Annotated in this window: 17 protein-coding genes; 9 read left to right on the top strand and 8 right to left on the bottom strand. The window is 53.5% G+C overall.

Translation table 11 applies throughout. From position 1 onward, the window contains the following. The first annotated feature begins 30 nt into the window (after nt 1-30). From HPY73_07725 to HPY73_07715, 3 genes are read left to right on the top strand one after another with little or no spacing between them, the layout of a single operon-like run. Entirely contained in the window at nt 31-774 is a 744-nt protein-coding gene (locus HPY73_07725; protein QLH75331.1) for a hypothetical protein, read from the top strand. After that, nucleotides 767-1,027, top strand: a complete 261-nt coding sequence (locus HPY73_07720) for a hypothetical protein (protein QLH75330.1) — start codon at nt 767-769, stop codon at nt 1,025-1,027. The genes HPY73_07725 and HPY73_07720 overlap by 8 nt, the downstream gene beginning before the upstream one ends. Continuing rightward, entirely contained in the window at nt 1,008-3,161 is a 2,154-nt protein-coding gene (locus HPY73_07715) for a hypothetical protein (GenBank protein QLH75329.1), read from the top strand. Before HPY73_07720 ends, HPY73_07715 begins: the two co-directional genes overlap by 20 nt. On the opposite strand, the gene HPY73_07710 is transcribed toward HPY73_07715, so the two are convergent. Both HPY73_07710 and HPY73_07705 read right to left on the bottom strand, forming a co-directional pair. Then, nucleotides 3,158-3,577 (bottom strand): hypothetical protein, encoded by a 420-nt coding sequence (locus HPY73_07710; protein ID QLH75328.1) that lies wholly within the window; start codon nt 3,575-3,577, stop codon nt 3,158-3,160. The two genes, HPY73_07715 and HPY73_07710, sit on opposite strands and share 4 nt — an antisense overlap. Nucleotide 3,578: 1 nt before the next feature. Then, on the bottom strand, nt 3,579-5,135 hold the full coding sequence (locus HPY73_07705) for a tripartite tricarboxylate transporter permease (protein ID QLH75327.1): 1,557 nt from the start codon (nt 5,133-5,135) through the stop codon (nt 3,579-3,581). A 113-nt stretch (nt 5,136-5,248) separates the two neighbouring features. Here HPY73_07705 and HPY73_07700 point away from each other — a divergent pair, with 113 nt between their 5' ends. Next, entirely contained in the window at nt 5,249-6,160 is a 912-nt protein-coding gene (locus HPY73_07700) for an ATP-binding cassette domain-containing protein (protein ID QLH75326.1), read from the top strand. A 5-nt stretch (nt 6,161-6,165) separates the two neighbouring features. After that, nucleotides 6,166-6,945 (top strand): ABC transporter permease, encoded by a 780-nt coding sequence (locus tag HPY73_07695; protein ID QLH75730.1) that lies wholly within the window; start codon nt 6,166-6,168, stop codon nt 6,943-6,945. On the opposite strand, the gene HPY73_07690 is transcribed toward HPY73_07695, so the two are convergent. The 3 genes from HPY73_07690 to ade all read right to left on the bottom strand — a co-directional run bounded on the left by HPY73_07690 (nt 6,938) and on the right by ade (nt 9,913). Further along, entirely contained in the window at nt 6,938-7,492 is a 555-nt protein-coding gene (locus HPY73_07690; GenBank protein ID QLH75325.1) for a purine phosphoribosyltransferase family protein, read from the bottom strand. The genes HPY73_07695 and HPY73_07690 overlap by 8 nt on opposite strands. A gap of 66 nt (nt 7,493-7,558) precedes the next feature. Then, nucleotides 7,559-8,227 (bottom strand): phosphoribosyltransferase, encoded by a 669-nt coding sequence (locus HPY73_07685; GenBank protein QLH75729.1) that lies wholly within the window; start codon nt 8,225-8,227, stop codon nt 7,559-7,561. Between the two features lie 51 nt (nt 8,228-8,278). After that, entirely contained in the window at nt 8,279-9,913 is a 1,635-nt protein-coding gene (gene ade, locus HPY73_07680; protein ID QLH75324.1) for an adenine deaminase, read from the bottom strand. A 63-nt stretch (nt 9,914-9,976) separates the two neighbouring features. Here ade and HPY73_07675 point away from each other — a divergent pair, with 63 nt between their 5' ends. Beyond that, nucleotides 9,977-10,210: a DUF504 domain-containing protein gene (locus HPY73_07675; protein QLH75323.1), complete on the top strand. Its 234-nt coding sequence runs from the start codon at nt 9,977-9,979 to the stop codon at nt 10,208-10,210. Nucleotides 10,211-10,228: 18 nt separating this feature from the next. Here the strand turns inward: HPY73_07675 and HPY73_07670 are convergent, their stop codons facing one another. Next, nucleotides 10,229-10,840 carry a hypothetical protein gene (locus HPY73_07670; GenBank protein ID QLH75322.1) on the bottom strand — a complete coding sequence of 204 codons (612 nt, stop codon included), beginning with the start codon at nt 10,838-10,840 and terminating at the stop codon, nt 10,229-10,231. Between the two features lie 190 nt (nt 10,841-11,030). Between HPY73_07670 and HPY73_07665 the strand changes: the two genes are divergently transcribed. Together HPY73_07665 and cas4 are read left to right on the top strand one after the other, a co-directional pair. Then, on the top strand, nt 11,031-11,816 hold the full coding sequence (locus HPY73_07665; protein ID QLH75321.1) for a TPD domain-containing protein: 786 nt from the start codon (nt 11,031-11,033) through the stop codon (nt 11,814-11,816). Nucleotides 11,817-11,866: 50 nt separating this feature from the next. Then, complete coding sequence (cas4, locus tag HPY73_07660) at nt 11,867-12,844, top strand: CRISPR-associated protein Cas4 (GenBank protein ID QLH75320.1); 978 nt, start codon at nt 11,867-11,869, stop codon at nt 12,842-12,844. A 5-nt stretch (nt 12,845-12,849) separates the two neighbouring features. Here cas4 and glmS read toward each other — a convergent pair whose 3' ends face one another. Beyond that, nucleotides 12,850-14,643, bottom strand: coding sequence for a glutamine--fructose-6-phosphate transaminase (isomerizing) (gene glmS / locus HPY73_07655; protein QLH75319.1), 1,794 nt, complete (start codon nt 14,641-14,643; stop codon nt 12,850-12,852). A gap of 1 nt (nt 14,644) precedes the next feature. Continuing rightward, the gene (locus tag HPY73_07650) at nt 14,645-15,835 is read right to left on the bottom strand and encodes an NTP transferase domain-containing protein (GenBank protein QLH75318.1); all 1,191 of its coding nucleotides are present in this window, start codon (nt 15,833-15,835) and stop codon (nt 14,645-14,647) included. 166 nt (nt 15,836-16,001) lie between these two features. On the opposite strand from HPY73_07650, the gene HPY73_07645 reads away from it, so the two are divergent. Further along, on the top strand, nt 16,002-17,462 hold the full coding sequence (locus HPY73_07645) for a hypothetical protein (protein ID QLH75317.1): 1,461 nt from the start codon (nt 16,002-16,004) through the stop codon (nt 17,460-17,462). The last annotated feature ends 5 nt before the right edge of the window (nt 17,463-17,467 follow it).

The following is a 17,467-nucleotide window of genomic DNA, read 5'->3' as shown; positions in this document are numbered from 1 at the left end:
CGATAGGCCAAGGAGTGTATGGTGAGCACTATGGAATTCGCTTATATGGAGACCGAGGGCCGGCCCCGCATAGGGGTGGTGGACAGGACATACCGATGTCGGACACTTTGCACCTCCCTCCCGCCCGTGGATGCGTTGCTCGGTGGCCTGGAACCAGGCACCATCACCTTCATCGACAGTTCCGACCGCATGGTCTTCGATCTCGTCAACCTTTACTGCTTCAACGCCGTCACCGAGATGCATGAACAGGTGATCTGGATCGATGGTGGGAACTCCGTCAACCCATATGAGCTGAGCGCCATATGTAAGAGGTATCGCGTGGACCCTGAGGAGGTTCTGCATAACATCACCGTCTCGAGAGCGTTCACCGCCTATCAGATGTCCACGCTCATCGAGGACATGCTGGACCCTGAGGTTAGGCGGATCGGCACAGGTCTGGTGGTCATCTCCTGCTTCCCAGACCTTTTTCAGGACGCTGACATGAACTGGGCAGAGTCCCTACAGCTGATGAGGAGGGCGATGGGGAAGCTCCGACAGTTGACCGATGAGAACGAACTGGTCACGGTCGTGACGAACTACGGACTGTCGAAGATGCTCACCAAGAAAGGGCTCAGGCCGCTCCTCTATGACAGTGCAGACCGCGTCGTCCGCGTCGAAGGGAGGGGGACCTGGGTGAAGCTCGTGCTCCCCAAGGAAGGGGTGGGGACCCTATATCGCCCGGTGCCGAGGAACCAGACCACGTTGGACGAGTACGGGGGCGAGGTCGATGGGTAGGACCGTCCCCACATACCGCAACACCGCCGAGACGATGATCCAGAGCTGGAATGAGTTCAGGAGGGCCCTCCCAAAGGAGGACCGGGAGATCTTCGACCAGATGATGAACAAGGTCCGCATGCACGCCTCCGCCTCGACCTATGCGGCCTTCAACGATCCCTTCGAGGGCGCGGTCCTATCGATGCTCCTTGAGCAGGAAAAGGAGCTGGCCAAGCTCAGGAGGGCAGGTCCATATGAGAGGATGGATCATTGACTGCTACCCGGACAACACCAACGACTCGATGGTCATCTGGCTGAGGACAAGGAACGGCACTGAGAAGATCGTTGACAATAGCTTCAGGCCCGCATTCTACGTCTGGGCCCCGAAGGAGCGGGAAGAGGAGCTTCGTTCTGCGCTCCGGATGTCCGGTTTCGACGGTGTGACCGAGGAGAGGAGAAGGATCTGGCTCGGTGACAAGGAGAGAAGGGTGCTGCGCATCGTCCCTCCGTCCTACCACGATCTCATTCCGATGGCGCGCAGCATCGACCGATGGGGGCTCTATCGCGATTATATGCTATTCAACGTCGACCTGCGCATGGACCTTCGCTATTTCATGTCGCACGGACTGTTCCCGATGGGGCTGCTGGAGTACAATGGCCACTTCCACCACCTGGACACGCCTTGGCGCCTCGACTACCCCCTGCCTGAGCTGAAGGTCGCCGAGCTTAAGGTCGATGTCCGGGCGAAGAACCGCATACCCACGCCCGCTGATCCTCTGGAGCGTGTCGTTCTCGGCGATGATGTCATGGAAGGGGATGAGGCCAGCATCCTCGACCGTCTTTCTATCTCCATCCGTTCGCAAGACCCTGACATCATCGTGAGCGACGGCGGGGATGGCTTCTACCTGGACTATCTCTCCTGTCGGGCCTCGTTGCATGGAATTGGGTTGGAGCTCGGTCGGGACACGGGCATGAGGCGTTCAAAGGGAAAGAGCTATTTCACCTATGGACGCATGGTCTACAAGGCCCCGGCCCATAAAATGCGCGGAAGGGTGCATATCGATGCCGCAGGCTCTTTCATGTATGACGAGGCGGGTCTGAACGGCATAATAGACCTCAGCAGGCTTTCGAAGATGCCTTTGCAGGAGATGTCCCGGAATTCCCCTGGAACGGCGATAAGCTCCATGCAGGTCAACGAGGCCCTGAGACAGGGCACGCTTGTGCTCTGGAAGAAGAACCTTCCTGAAGATTTCAAGACCGCAGGGGACCTGCTCCTCTCCGACCGGGGCGGTTTCATATACGAGCCCAAGGTCGGTATCCATGACGGTGTCTTTGAGGTCGACTTCGCCTCTCTTTATCCTAGCATCATGGTCGTTCACAACATCTCTCCTGAGACGCTCAAATGCACATGTTGCCCTGACTCTAGGAAAATGGTCCCCGGCATAGGATACCATATATGTGAGAGGAGGGAGGGGCTTCTCCCGACGGTGCTCAGGCCCATCATAAAGAGGCGTCTCGCCTTGAAGCGTCTGGCAAAGGAGGGGGGACGTAGGAAGGGCGCCTACTCCCAGATGGCCAAGGCCCTCAAATGGGTTCTCGTGACGTGCTTTGGCTACACCGGTTACCGGAACGCCCGGTTCGGCCGCATCGAGTGCCACGAGGCCATAAACGCCTATGGGAGAGAGATCATGCTGCGCACGTCGGAGATGGCCGAGGAAAGGGGGTTCAGGATACTGCACGGCATAGTCGACTCTCTTTGGCTGAAGGGCGAGGGTGATGCCGCCGCGTTCTGCGCTGATGTGTCGAGGAGGGTCGGTATACCGCTCCAGCTAGAAGGGAGATACAGATGGATAGTGTTCCTTCCGAGCGTGACGACAGGTATCGGGGCGCTGAACAGATACTATGGACTGTTCGAGAATGGAGAGATGAAGCTTAGGGGAATAGCCCTGAGGAAGGGCGACACGCCCATCGTTGTCCGTGAGATGCAAGAAGGTATGCTCAGTGTGATGGCCTCCTGCGGCGGGTCCATGGAGCTCAGGGAGCGGTTGCCTGATGTCATCGCTGTCGCCAGACATTTCGTGGAAGAGCTCAGGGCGGGGACCGTCCCATTGCAGAAGCTCGTCATCACCAAGAGGGTCTCCAGGGAGCTGGAGGAATACGCCCCGAGGCGCAGTGAGACCTTAGAGGCCCTCAGGGCCCTGAAGGCATCTGGATTCCGGGTCCCGCCGGGGGAGATGTTGGGATACGTCATCCTTTCCGGGGAAGGGAAGGCGAAGCCCTCACAGCTCCTGGACGGGGACGAGGCGTATGACGCTGAGCGATATGTCGACCTTGTACGGAGGGCAGCGAGCGAGCTCCTGTCACCCTTTGATCATGACATCATTAGAATGGGAGATGAGATTCCCTAGAACAGCATCATGAAGACAAGTGAGACAGGGATGCTCGCCAGATCGATGACGTTGGCGATCTTTGGATGGAACAGGGTGTTCCCCCGGCCGAGGAAAATGCCATTTTCGAGCCCGATCTCTCCTTGGAGGACGTCCTGTACAAGATGTGAGGTGACCGCCAAAGATAGCAAACATGGGATGAAGGGACCGATACTGATGAGCATGGCCACCAAGGGAGCGACCAAGGAGATGGCCAGCACGGTCGGCGAATGAAGTGCATGTTCATACCTATTGGACGGTGAGATGACGGCGTCCAGGTCAAGAAGCATCGATGCTATGGCCGCTATGAAGGCCATCTCTTTCCCGACGCCAGAGAGGGCCGCGTAAGGAGCAGCTACCATGAATGCGAAGGATGCATGGGCCAGAGGGTTGCTCATCTCATAAGCCCCCTAGAAGATAGAGCACCTGATGGGAGAGATGAAAATAGGAGAGCAGCAAGGGGAGGATAAGGCATCCCGTCATGCTGACCCTGCTGACTCCTACAGCTGGTGGGACCATACCTACCAACGTTGACGCCGCCAGCATAATGAGGCCAGGGAGCCCTGTGAAGGCCCCGATCAAGATGAGCTCGAAGAGAATGATGGCCTTGGAAGACCTTGAGGCGTCCGTACCTGATATCCTGGCGGCCAGCCTCCTGCCGCTGAAGATGGTCAGTTCATATCCGACCAATGAAGCGACCAGGGCTGCCAGAAGGAGCGCCGTGGGCATGTCCAGCGAGCTGGGCCGTCCCATCGGGGCGATCTCCCCGACAGCGATAAGCACCCCAGTGCCGCCGCTTCCTGTCGCTGTCATGGCCACTATGCCGAACACGGTGGCCGCCGTCCCGATGGATGCCGTCATCGAGATGAACCTGATGTCAGCATCTTCCTGGACCATTCTTCCGTTGCCCAGCAGCTCCCCGAGGACCGTACCTGCGGTAGCGGTCACCCCTGGCACCCAGGCCGAAAATAGACCTGCCCATACGCCTTTAAAAGAGGATCTGCGGTCCGCCATCTGGAAGGAATCGAGGTCCTGTAGGGGGACTTTGGAGGCCGAAGAGGAAACGATCAGTGCAGGCATGGCGAAGAGGCCTGTCAACATAGGAAACAGAAGATTGCCATCGAGTCCGGCAAAGAGATCGGACCCTGGAGGTCTTCCGTCCATCGCCACCACCCCTATAGCACCAGAGAGCATGAAGCAAAAAAAGGCGTGGGCCATCGGTACCCATCTCCTTCTTCGGACCTTCCATACACCGTGGACGGTGACCATCCCTTCGACCTTGGTCCTCCCCTGAAGCCTCCATGAGTTGCCCTTGACCAAGATCCTCTTTGAAAAAGGCCCGTCCCGCACGACATGTCCGGTGACCGTCACCTGCTGGCCGTCGACCGGTATGGGCCTCCTGATGTCAATCGTGGCATCATCACACCTATGTACAAGGATGGACCATTCAGCGCCATCGCCTTTCGGTTGGGTGACGATGAGCAGGACCGCTGTGCAAAGGAGAAGGCCAGGGATGAATGGGTCGATGCGCCCCGCCAAATAAGGGAATGTGCTAAATGTTAGAACAAGGGGTACGCTGATCAAGATGGCCACCAATGCTCCTGTCAAGGAGCCAGAGGCTGCACAGGTGATCGCCTCCATCGACCTACCTGAAAGGAGGAGTTTGTGAGCTGGAAGCGCGGATAGGGACTCTTGTTCCTCAGGCGCCCCGAATAGCGCGGACGGGATGAAATCAAGGAAACTATGGACGATCGCCGCCGAGACGAGCATGCAGGCCAAAAGCATAGGGGCGATGCTGGCGTCCAGACCGACCGCAGCGAGCGCGACGGAGATGCAGCCTAAGAGGACAGGTGATAACAGTAACACCAACTGGGCCAATGTATTGACATGTATGCCTGGAGCCACCCCTGTGAAAGCCCCCAGTGCCGCACCAACGAGGGCGAGATTGATGATCATCAGAACGACCTCGATCTGCATGGGGTCATGGATGATGTGGCTAATTCACGGGATTTCCATTAATTGAAGCATACGGCATATAGAGAAATAACACCGTACCGTTACAATGGAAGATGAGCGACGTAATAAAGGCTAGGGGTCTTGTCAAACGATTTGATGATTTCCTGGCGGTCGACAATATTGATCTCGATGTAATAAGTGGGGAGTGTTTCGGATTCCTAGGCCCCAATGGTGCAGGCAAGAGCACGACGATGAAGATGATCCATTGCGCCTCGCCAATCACATCAGGTGAGCTCAGGGTGCTTGGCATGGATGTTAAAAAGATGCCCCGCGAGATCAAGGCGGCGATAGGCGTCGCGCCTCAGGACAACAATCTCGACCCCGACTTCACAGTACATAAGAACCTGACCGTCTATGCCAGATACTTCAATATTGACAAGCGTTCGGCGTCGTACAAGGCAGATGAGCTGCTTGAGTTCATGCAGCTCATTGAAAAGCGCGATGTCAACGTCCAGCATTTATCTGGAGGGATGAAAAGGAGGCTCATCATAGCAAGGGCCTTGATGAACGACCCAAAGGTCCTCATACTGGACGAGCCCACCACAGGCCTGGACCCTCAGGCAAGGCACCTGATCTGGGAAAGGATAAGGGAATTAAAGAAAAAAGGGGTCACTGTGCTTCTTACCACGCATTACATGGACGAGGCGGAGAAGCTTTGCGACCGACTGGTGATCATGGATAAGGGAAGGATCGTTGCAGAGGGCGCGCCATCGAAGCTTATCGCAGACGAGGTCGGCAGCGAGGTCGTTGAGATCGATGAGCCGAACGATGATATGGAGAGATTCGTCATAGAAAGGGGATGGGACCATGAGAGGACGGCAGACCGTCTTTTGATCTATGCCAATTGTTGCGAGGACATCGCATCCCAGGTAAAGGAGAGGTTTGGGCCCGTCACCATCACCATCAGGAGAGCGACGCTTGAGGATGTGTTCCTCAGGCTTACAGGAAGGGGGCTGGTTGATTGAACATAATGGACAACATCAGCTGGAGGTCGCTCGCGGTCTGGAGAAGGAACAGGGATGTATTCCTCAGGACCTGGAAGACGAACTTCCTGCCATCCTTCCTCGAACCTGTGCTCTATCTCCTCGCCATGGGCATGGGCTTTGGCGTCCTTATCAGCTCCGACCTAAGGTTCCACGATATGGAGGTGGGGTATATTGAGTTCCTAGCTCCAGGCCTCATTGCCATCTCGATCATGTACGGGGCCTTTTTCGAGTGCACATATGGATCTTTCGTGAGGATGCATTATCAGAAGACGTTCGATGCTATGATAGCGACCCCCCTTTCGATAGAGGATGTCATCGTTGGCGAGATGCTTTGGGGTGCGACCAAGAGCTTCCTGAACGCGAGCATAGTCCTTCTTGTCATATCCCTGTTCGGCCTCGCAAGCCTTCCTGGGCTTCTCCTTGTCCCTTTGGTTGCATTCCTGGGTGGGCTGATGTTCGCATCTATCGCCATGCTGTTCACTTCTGTTACGCCGAACATGGACTCGTTCAACTGGCCTTTCTTCCTATTGATCACCCCTATGTTCCTGTTCAGCGGGACCTTCTTCCCATTGTATGTGCTCCCCGGATGGGCCGAGGCTGTTGCCCTGACATTGCCACTTACACATGTATCTATACTTGTCAGGGACCTGTGCTTCAATCATATTGACATCATGGATGGAGCGGCGTTGCTTTATATCTCAGTACTTACGACACTGACGTTCTTCTCTTCGATCCATCTGATGAAGAGGAGGCTCATCAAGTAATGATGCGGACCCTCCCATCCTTGACCTCGATCTTGACGAGCGTCTTTATTTTGATCCCCAGCTCACGCTCGACCGTCGCCCTTCCAGCACCTTTCTCAATGGCGACCAGCACATCTACGACCTCTACGCCCATCGACCTGAAGGTCCTGATTATGCCAGCAATCGTGCCGCCGGTCGAAACCACATCGTCGACCAGGACGACCCTTTCACCTCTTGAAAGGCCATTGACGTACATCTCTCCCTTCGAATAACCTGTGGACTGCTGGACGACCGTCTCACCTGGTAGACCATACCTCCTTTTCCGCACAACATTATACGGTATCTTCGTTCTTAACGAGAGTGCAGCGGCCAGAGGTATGCCCATCGCCTCAGGTCCGACGATGACGTCACAGTTCAGGTCGCCTATCCTCATGAATCCTTCGACTATCTCTTCCAGGATCTCTGATGGCATCCTTGGGATACCATCGGTCACGGGATGTACAAAGTAATCATAGTCGCCTCTCTTGATGACAGGTGATGACTCGAGGCTAGCCAATAGCTTCATCATCGGGATATAAATGACGACAGGGACGATAATCATTGTCCCTCGCATACTTGCCTTGATACGGGGTTTTCAGGTCTTCACCCAATATCTTCCGGTCCTTTTGACCTTGCCGATGGCCTCTAGGTCCTTCAATGTCGTCCTCGCCAGATCCTCCGATATGTCTATTTGGAATTGGTCTTTGAAGGCCGTCACTATCTCTTGTTCGGTCCTTCCCTGATACAATGTCTTCGGGAGGAGGGTCCTCATGTCCTCATGGAGGTTCCATGGGAAGATGAACCATGTCCATACCTCCTTAGGTACCTTTACGGAATAAAAATCTGGCTCGGTCCTTGAATGCGTGATGTGCAACAAGGTGCAGGTCTTGATCTCCTTAGGCCCCATCGCCCTGACGTGGGATGTGGCCAGTTCCAAGCTCTCCCCAGTGTCAGTGATGTCATCCACTATCAGGACGTTCTCGTTCTCTATGCTCGCATTGAGCTCCTGTGTCAATAGAGCTTTTCCATTCTGGTTCGCTGTGACGCCCCAATGCTCGGTCTTCACTGCGTAGAGCTTCTTTACCTGGAGGTGGTCGCAGAGCAATCTTGCCGGGACCCATCCCCCTCGGGTGAGGCCAATGATGACCGTAGGGCTATACCCGCTGTCCCCGACCTGCCTGGAAACATCGAGCGTCCACTTTGATATCTCCTCGAACGTAACTATCTTGCACCTAAAGCTCTCGATCTCGGTCATATCGGTCATCATCCAAAGATTTTGATGCAACGGAGATGCTTTGATCGATGATATTTCTTTTCACTTTTCAACCTTAACGACCACATCGACAAATCTTTGGGACCGGGTGTCGAACAGTCCTTTGTCGCTCAATTTGAGCTCCGGGACCACCAACAGGCTCAGGAACGAAAGGGTGGCGAAGGGAGAAGGGAGGTCGCATCCCATCTCTCTCAATGCCTCGATCGTCCTTCGTTCGTCCTCGATGACCTTGGAGCAGGGCGCTGTCGACATCAGGCCTGCGATGTCCAGAACGAGAGAGGTTGCTTTGTCTCCGTCCACGACATGATAGCCCCCATAACTTGATGCCATATTGATGGCCTTTGCCATGCTCCCCAGTTCTGCTCCGACCGCTATGATGTTGTGAGAATCGTGCGAAACGGTCGAAGCGGCGGCTCCTCTCCTTAATCGAAATCCGGTGACGAAGCCCAACGCTGGTGGTGCATCCATGTACCTATTGACAACGGCGAGATGAAGGACGTCCTGGTCAAGGTCGGCATTGATCCTCCCATCGATGACCGGGACCTTTCTTATGGTCCCCGAGGATTCGATCTCGTTCTTCTCGGCCTTGATGACCCTGACCTCCGCCCATCTTCCTTCGCATCTGATCGCAAGGTCCTCTGGCCTGATGCTGAGCTCTCTGGTCCTTCGGTCCATCTTCCTTGGCCTCGCCTCGAACAGGGCTTTTCCATCCCTCGCTACGAGCTCGCCTCCGATATAGACCTCCAAGACCTTGAAGAGGCGAAGGTCTTGGACGACAACGATATCAGCGTTCTTTCCTGGACCGATAACGCCAGAAGGGAGAAAATAATGCCAAGATGGCCAGGCCGTCACAGCCCTTATCGCATGCATGGGGTCCACCCCCATCAGGACCGCTTTCCTCAACAACATATCCAAATGGCCCTCGGCCAGGTCGACCGCCTGAAGGTCGTCGGACACAAGGAAACATTCGTTGGATTTTACGAAGGGAAGCAAGGCCCGGAGATTCTTATGGCCGCTTCCCTCCCTGGCCATTATCCACATGCCCATATGGAACTTCTCCTCGGCCTCGTCCGATGTGATACATTCATGGTCGCTGGTTATGCCTGCACCTATATAGTCGACCAGTTCTCTTCCGGTCAGGCCGGGACAGTGCCCGTCGACCTGTTTCCAAAAAAACTTTGCGGCCTTGATCTTCCCTAGGAGCTCAGGCTCCTTCGCCAACACGCCCTTATAGTCCATGACCTCCCCGAGACCGACGAACTCCTTCATCGCCAATAGCTTCTCGACCTCGTCAACGCCCAACCTGGACCCTGACGTCTCGAACTTGGTCGCAGGAACGCAGGAAGGGGCGGTGAAATATATCCTGAGGGGGACGCCCTTCGCATCCTCGACCATATACATCACCCCTTCCATGCCAAGGACGTTCGCGATCTCGTGGGGGTCGCAGACCACGCTCGTGGTGCCATGCGCGACGGCCTCCTCCGCAAACCTAGATGGGCAGAGCTGTGATGATTCGATATGGATGTGGGCATCTATGAAACCGGGAAGGATATAGACGCCTGGTGCCTCATCCAACGTGTCGATCTTAGTGACCTTTCCATCTGAGAACCTGACCCGGGCAGGGAATATCTTGCCGTTGACCACGTCCACCAGATTCCCTTCAATCGATCGTTCCATGAATGAAACTAGCGCACGACCAAGTAAAAAGGCTTTTGAAAGTGAAGGTCGCAATCAATATGTATGGTCTATCCGAGAGAGGTCCTCAATGAGATCAAATGGAGATACGGGGCCTTGAATGAAGCAGAGATCACATATATCCATAGGGGAGCGCCTGGAGATGTTAGAACGGTCAGCGGAGGGGAGATCATATCCCTGGGGCGCTCATTCTTTGAAACACTTGACTCGAGCATCCCATATCATAGGATCGTGAAGATCAGGTTCAGGGGTCATTTGTTATTTGGAAAAGATGGGTAAGATGTTTCACAGGTCCTTTCACCGAGGCTCGTTACAGTTTGGACAGTGATGCATGAAAGCGGGATATTGTACCCCACATTTCTTGCATTTCACCATCTCTACCTTCGGAGACCCTTGTTTGGCCGTTTGTTCCTCAGAGGCCGCGGGCATTTCTTGCTGAGGAGGGGCTGGAGGCTGCTGCTCCTGTGCGGGTTGATTTTGTTGCTCCTTGGCAACCTGGCCTTGTTGGGGTTTGTACTGCTGGTATTGAGGCGAAAAGACATCCTGCAGCCTTACAAAACCGATCAAGATGAGTATTCCAGGCACTATCATTACAATAAGTCCGAGTATGCCCCATATCAGGAACATGATGTTGGCATCCTTGAACTTGCCTTGGTCGAGCGGGTCGAACAAGGTGGGCTTGGACAGTACGACGATCAATATCCCGATGATGAAGCCTGAGGCCCCTGAATAGAGGAAAAGCCCTGGCCCCCCGAAAAGCGAGAACAGCAGGAACACTATCTCAACAACAAGTATGATCAATGCAGCGACGACCCCGTAATAAGCGAACTTTCTCGCATCAGCCACGCTCGCCGGAAGCCATGGTGCCCCGGCCTCCTTTGGCATGAAAGGAATATCATCGAACTTCATAACCTATCCCATCTCCATCCTCCCCAGCCCTTGACTGGGGATTTAAAAGGGATATAGGCGCGCCCTATAAAAAAGATGTCCATGTTCGGCCCGGTCAAGGCCAAGTGCATGGGAAAGGCCAGTCATCATGATGAATGATACAGGGTACGATATGTTGAAATATTATGCCCCCTCTCTATAGCCAAACAATGTGAAAAGTGAGAAAATAATGAAATATGAGGATTTTAAAAATCTTTACAACCAACTTAAGAGACCGTGTGATATCGATATCCTTGCGGAGAGTACAGGCCTCGACAGAGAGCTCCTGAATGTCATCTACACACAACGGACGGTAAGAGAGACAACTCGTGCCTATTATAGGGTCGAGAGGTACGCCAAGGACATGCTCAGGGACTGGCATCGAGGAATGTCGATCCTTCAGATCTCCGAAAAGGCCGAGTTCTCGCCCATCCTGACCGGCCTTTTGATGTTCAAAGAGATGGGCAAGGGACGCAAGGAGTTCTGGAGCTATGTAAGGGATCCAGACATGATCCCGAACGCCCGCCTAAAGAAGGAGATAATAGAGATCACGGCAGCGGATTATGTTTATTCACCATGGGCGACCGAGCAGCAATATAAAAGGGGCGCCTGGGGAGAGAACAAGCTGCAGACCTGGTTAAAGGAGCATAACATCAGCTTCAGGACCGAAAAGGACCTCAGAGGGGAGTTCACGAAGACGCCTGACTGTCTCTTTGATAGGCCTATTACCGTTAATGGATGGAAGATCAACTGGATCGAGTCGAAGGCCACATTCGGGGACAGGACCGAGGTGAATAAGAATTTAAAGAAGCAGTTGGCCCCTTATCTGGATATGTTCGGGAGAGGGCTCGTCGTCTATTGGTTTGGTTACATCGATGATGTCCAGCTTCCTGATGGGGTCAACATTGTCGATGGTACTTTGACCGACCATGCATGCAATTATGCTGACCAATGTTGAAGGGCCATCAACCGCCAATCATATTATCGGGGAATGTCTTTCTTATACGCATGGTCGCGCCGATCATCTCAGCGAGCGAGCTAGAGCGGTTCTGCTATTGCCCGCTGAGCTGGTGGTTGAGCCGAGGCCGCGAGGTGAGCTCTGAGACGCTTCACCAGGGGGATAAAAAGCACAGTGACCTCAGTACCGAGCTCATGATGATCATAGAGAGCGAAAAAAAGGCGTTGATCTGGGAAAGGATGGTGCTTTGGTTTTCATTGATCGCGACGATACTCGCATTGATCGGTCTGTTCATATTCAACATGCAGATGTCCAGAGAAACGATCTGGCTGAGCTCCATTCCTTCTGTGCTCTGGATCGGCCTGATCCTTTATCTCGTTTATCGGTCAGGGAGGGAGGACGTCGAAAAGAAGTTCGGAACGGAAAGGGCATTGGCACTGGTCAGCATCGTGTCCGTTTTTATTGTGCTCAATCTCATAATCATATTCAATGTGCCCCCAGAGATAGCACAGATCTGCATGGTGCTGTCCCTCCTTTGGCTTATCGGGACCAGTATGGCCCTTCATATGTCCCTTTCCTCCAAAAGGGAATCTGAGATCAGGAAAGGGCAGAACCATTTGTCAGCTACGGTATGTTACATCGGGACTGACAGTTCAGAGCTACTTAGGTCTGATAAATATGGGCTCACCGGTCGCCCCGACTATATCCTCGAGGAGAACGGAGAGCTGGTCCCAGTGGAGATGAAGAGCGGTAGAAGGCCGAAAGGACCGTTGTTCTCCCATATCGTGCAATTGGCAGCATATTGTCTCATTCTAACAGACCAAGGAAAAAAGGTCAGCAGAGGGATTTTAAAATATGGGGAGCACGAGGTCGAGATAGATTTCGATGATGGGCTCAAAGAAATCGTCGTCTCAAAGCTTGATGAGATGAGGATGGTCGCATCATCCGGTGAGGCGCACAGGAACCATAATCGTCCAGGAAAATGCAATTCGTGCTCGAGACGTGAAGATTGCCCTGAGAGATTGTAAAGTGATCACTCCACTGTGACGCTCTTCGCTAGGTTCTTCGGCTTGTCGATCGAGCAGCCCCGCTTGTTCGCTGCATGATACGCTATCAACTGAAGGACGACGGTCACGGGTATCGGGGAGAACAATGGATGGACGCAGGGGACGTTGATGCATATGTCAGAGATCTGCGCAAGCTCGCGGTCCCCTTCGCATCCTATGGCCAATATTGGGCTCTCCCTTGCAGCTACCTCTGAGATGTTGGCCAGCATTTTTTCATATGTGTGGTCCTTTTGCATCGCGACCGCGATCACTGGTGTCTTCGAGTCCAATAATGCCAGGGGACCATGCTTAAGCTCTCCGGCCGCAAATCCTTCGGCATGGATGTATGATATTTCCTTGAGCTTCAGTGCCCCCTCGAGCATGGTTGGGTAGTTGATGTTCCTTCCAATGAAGAAGACGTCTCTTGCTGTAGCGATCATCTCGCTTGCCTTTTCGATCTCAGGGTCCTTGTCCAGGACCGCCTGCACCACTCCAGGCATCTTCCTCAGTTCTTTAAGATTGCTCCACATGCCGTCATGGCTCAGGGACCTCTTTGCATATCCTATCCTGATGGCCACGATATAGAGCGCTATGAGCTGTGTCATGAAGGTCTTGGTCGCTGCAATCCCTATCTCGGGCCCTGCACGGGTGTAGACGACCTCATCGACCTCTCTGGTCAAGGTCGACCCGATAACATTGGTGATGCCCAAAGTCCTGCACCCTCTCCTCTTTGCCTCCCTGGCAGCGGCAAGCGTGTCGGCGGTCTCACCGCTCTGCGATATCAATATCACAAGCGGGAACTCTTTCGCACCAGGGGAATATCGATATTCTGAGGCCAGCTCAAGGGTGACAGGTATCTTTGCCAGCTCCTCCATCACATACTTGCCGACCATGGCCGCATGGAATGATGAACCGCATGCGATGATCTTGACCGAATTGAACTGGACATTAGGAAGGATATCTCCATTCTCTATCAGGTCCAACGCGCCCAACAGTGAGTTATGTATGGCCTGAGGCTCCTCGAATATCTCCTTCAACATGAAGTGTGGGAATCCTCCCTTTTGAGCATCCTCGGCGTTCCAATTCACCGTCTGGACCTCTCTCTCGACCACGTCCCCATTCCCGTCCCAGATGACGATGGACCTGGGGGTCAGGGAGACTATCTCACCTTCCATCACATACTTTACTTTGTTTGTGTAATTGAGAAGGGCTGTTACGTCGGAAGAGATGAAGTTCTCGTTGACCCCGACGCCGACCACAAGGGGGTTCTCCTTCCTTGCGGCCACTATCTGGTCACTCCCCTGTACCACGGCCGCCATCGCATATGTCCCTTTTATCTCGTTCAATGCCGACCTTACCGCGTCCATCAGGTCATCCTTGTAATATTTTTCTACGAGATGGACGAGCACCTCCGTATCCGTTTGAGAGGTGAACCTATGGCCCTCCTTCAACAGACCCTCCTTCAGATGCATATAGTTCTCAATGATCCCATTATGGACTATGGAGATGCGGCCCGTGCAATCGATAAAGGGATGGGCGTTCTCGTCCGAGGGTCTTCCGCAGGTCGCCCATCTGGTATGTCCTATCCCAACATTCCCTTCCAGCTTTGGGAGGCTCGACCTCAACCTGTCGAGCTCCCCCTTCTGTTTGTGTATCGTCAGATTGGGCGCCATGATGGCTATACCAGCAGAATCATATCCCCTATACTCGAGCCTTTTCAACGACTCCATGAGCACTTCTGTGGCCTGGCGATAACCAGTGTAACCGATTATACCGCACATCTCAGATCACTATGCTCCTGTTCTCAATGTTCCCTGAGACCGTTGTCCCGTCTCCAATGGAGCAAAAGGAACCTATGACCGTTCCGGAGCTGGCCACCACCCTGGACCCGATCACGGTCTCCTCGCCCACCATTATCCCGATCTTCTTTACCGTGTGATACTTTCCCTCGACCTTGACAGTGGCCTGTCCGCTCGATATCGAGAAGCTCGGTCCGATCTTGACATTATCATCGATGATGCTCTGTGAAATGTGCACATGTGAGCCGATGGTCACATTCGACATAATTATGCTATTGGCCAATGACGTGAACGGACCGATGTTGACGCCCTCGCCGATGCTTGTCGATGGGAAAATTGCCGTCATAGGACCGATATCACATCCTTCACCGATCACCACCGGCCCTTCGATGTAGGTGCCTGACCTTATCCTCGTTCCACGACCGATGGACACCGATCCCTTTAGGATTACACCTTGCTCGATTATCCCTTGAACGGCCTGACCTTTCCCGCCGAGCGCGATCTCATTGAGCCTGATAAGGTCCCAAGGGTAGACGGCATCATCCCACTGACCGTTTCCAAAGATGGCCTTTATCTCCACTTGGCCCAATAACGACTTTAGCACATCCGATATACCATACTTTCCATTCCTTACGCCCTGCTCGATCAGCCCCAACATTGATGGTTCGAAATTATAGAGCCCGGTGCTGATTATGTTCCCTGCCCCATCTATAGGCTTCTCCTCCAAAGACCTTATCCTTTCGTCCTGGATGCTGACAACACCATACTTAGAGGGCTCGTCGCTCTCGGTGACCAGGATGCTATTGCCTTCCTTCAGTGCCAGGAGCGACGCCACCATCTCCTTGTCTATGATGTTGTCCCCCGGCAGCACCAGGAACCTTCCTTTGATCTTATCTTTCAGATATGTCATCGCGTGGGCCGTTCCCAGCTGCTTGTCCTGAATTATATAGGTGATCTGCGCACCGAACCTGGAGCCGTCACCGAAGAACGACATGATCCTTTCCTTCTTGTATCCGACAACCATCACGATGTCCTTGATGCCGTTCGCCACCAATGCCTCGACGACAAATTCAAGTATGGGCTTGTTCCCGATCGGTATCATCACCTTTGGCCGTGCTAGAGTGAACGGTCTCAACCTTGTTCCTTCCCCTGCTGCCAGAACGACCGCCTGCACTAGATCGACCTCTCTTTGCTTGATTCAATAATGCTGATTTAAAGGTTTCATCATGGCCCTCATCCTTGATTCCATAGCAACGTCCTTAAGCTGCTATAAAAAATGATAAGCAAATGAAAAGATTGTTAATAGTCTGCATAAGTATGTGATTTAAGGGTGTGCCGTTTTGACCGTTGAACCGTCGCTTGGCTTGAGGATCCCCTCAGAGATATTCAGGTTCTTCAATGCACCTGGCGGTCATTCTCTGATAGTAAGGGGAGGTGCTGGCACTGGCAAGACGACCTTTGCGCTCCAGGTCATAGAGGACCTCTCCAGGGAGACGGTCGGTTATTATCTGTCCACCAGGGTCTCTGACCGATCCTTGTTGACCCAGTTCCCTTGGTTAAAGGAACGGTTGATCTATGACCCAGTGAGAAGGGATGAACATGTGATGAGCGGTAAGAAAAGGTCTGGGTTGGCCAAACTAAAGGGCATCAATATTGACTATCAGACCGGCCAGACCAAAGAGATGTCCATCTCGATAGGCAGGCAATTGACGGACCTGGAATGCATATATCAGCTGGTCGAGGCGGACCGCATCAAAAGGATGCTCTTTGTGATCGACAGCGTGGACGCTATGGCTGAAAAATATGGGCTCGACCAGGCAATGCTCATCGCCTCTCTGCAAAAGGATCTGGTGGAAGGATATGGTCAGAACGTCCTTTACGTCCTCGAGAGCCCTGAGCAACTATTGGACTATCTTGGAGATGGTGTGGTCGTCATAAGCGCTTCCGAACTTGATAAAAGAAGGGTCAGAGAGATCGAGCTCGTGAAGCTCAGGGGCTGTGAGATACTGAGACCTCGTTACCTCTTTACCTTGAAGGGGGGCCAGATGTTGACCTTTGATGAAAAGATGACGGAGAGGGCGAACATTATCGGCCCCTGGTCCCCGATCAAGGACTCCGATGGGAAAATGTCAACTGGGATGGCCGATGTAGACCGGATGGTCGGAGGTGGCATCGAGAGGGGGTCGATCATATTGATCGAGATCGGGCACAATGTACCTCTCCGAGTGGCCGAGCAATTGGAGAGGTCCTTCGTTGCCAACTTTGTCTCCCTTGGGAGAGGTGTCCTTTGGTTCCCTTCGAGAAGGTCCAGTGCCGAGTCGATCAGGTCACAGATGTTGGAACTTGTCCCCAAAGAGATCTTCGACAGACAGGTCAGAATTCCCGAGGTCGCCTCTCAGGTGGAGATCTCAGCCCCATATATCATGCCTGTCGAGGGTACGAACGCCGGGACCGATCTTAAATGGAGGAGTGTGTCCTATATGCTCAGCAATGGGGAGCAACCGTACTTGTCGGTGCTGGGGTTCGATACGCTGGAGTCCATATACGGTGAGAAGGTCGTAGACCAGATCATGGACCATCTGGGTGCTATGAAGAAGAACAACGGGGTCTGTCTATGCGTGGCATCATCTTCAACCGTTTCGAAGGATCGTTTGGCGGACATGGCCTATGTTCATGTGAAACTAGATAAGATCGGTGGGACCACCATCATGTATGGCATTAGGCCGTTCACTGAATGCAATGCGGTCACATTCCAATCTGATGGCCATAAGACCAAGGTTGTCCTGACCCAGGTGGTGTGAAGAGA

The sequence above is a fragment of the Methanomassiliicoccales archaeon genome, assembly GCA_013415865.1.
In the GTDB taxonomy this organism is placed as follows: Archaea; Thermoplasmatota; Thermoplasmata; order Methanomassiliicoccales; family UBA472; genus MVRC01.
The sequence above is the reverse complement of the archived record's forward strand: the minus strand, read 5'-3'. Positions and strand labels throughout refer to the sequence as shown.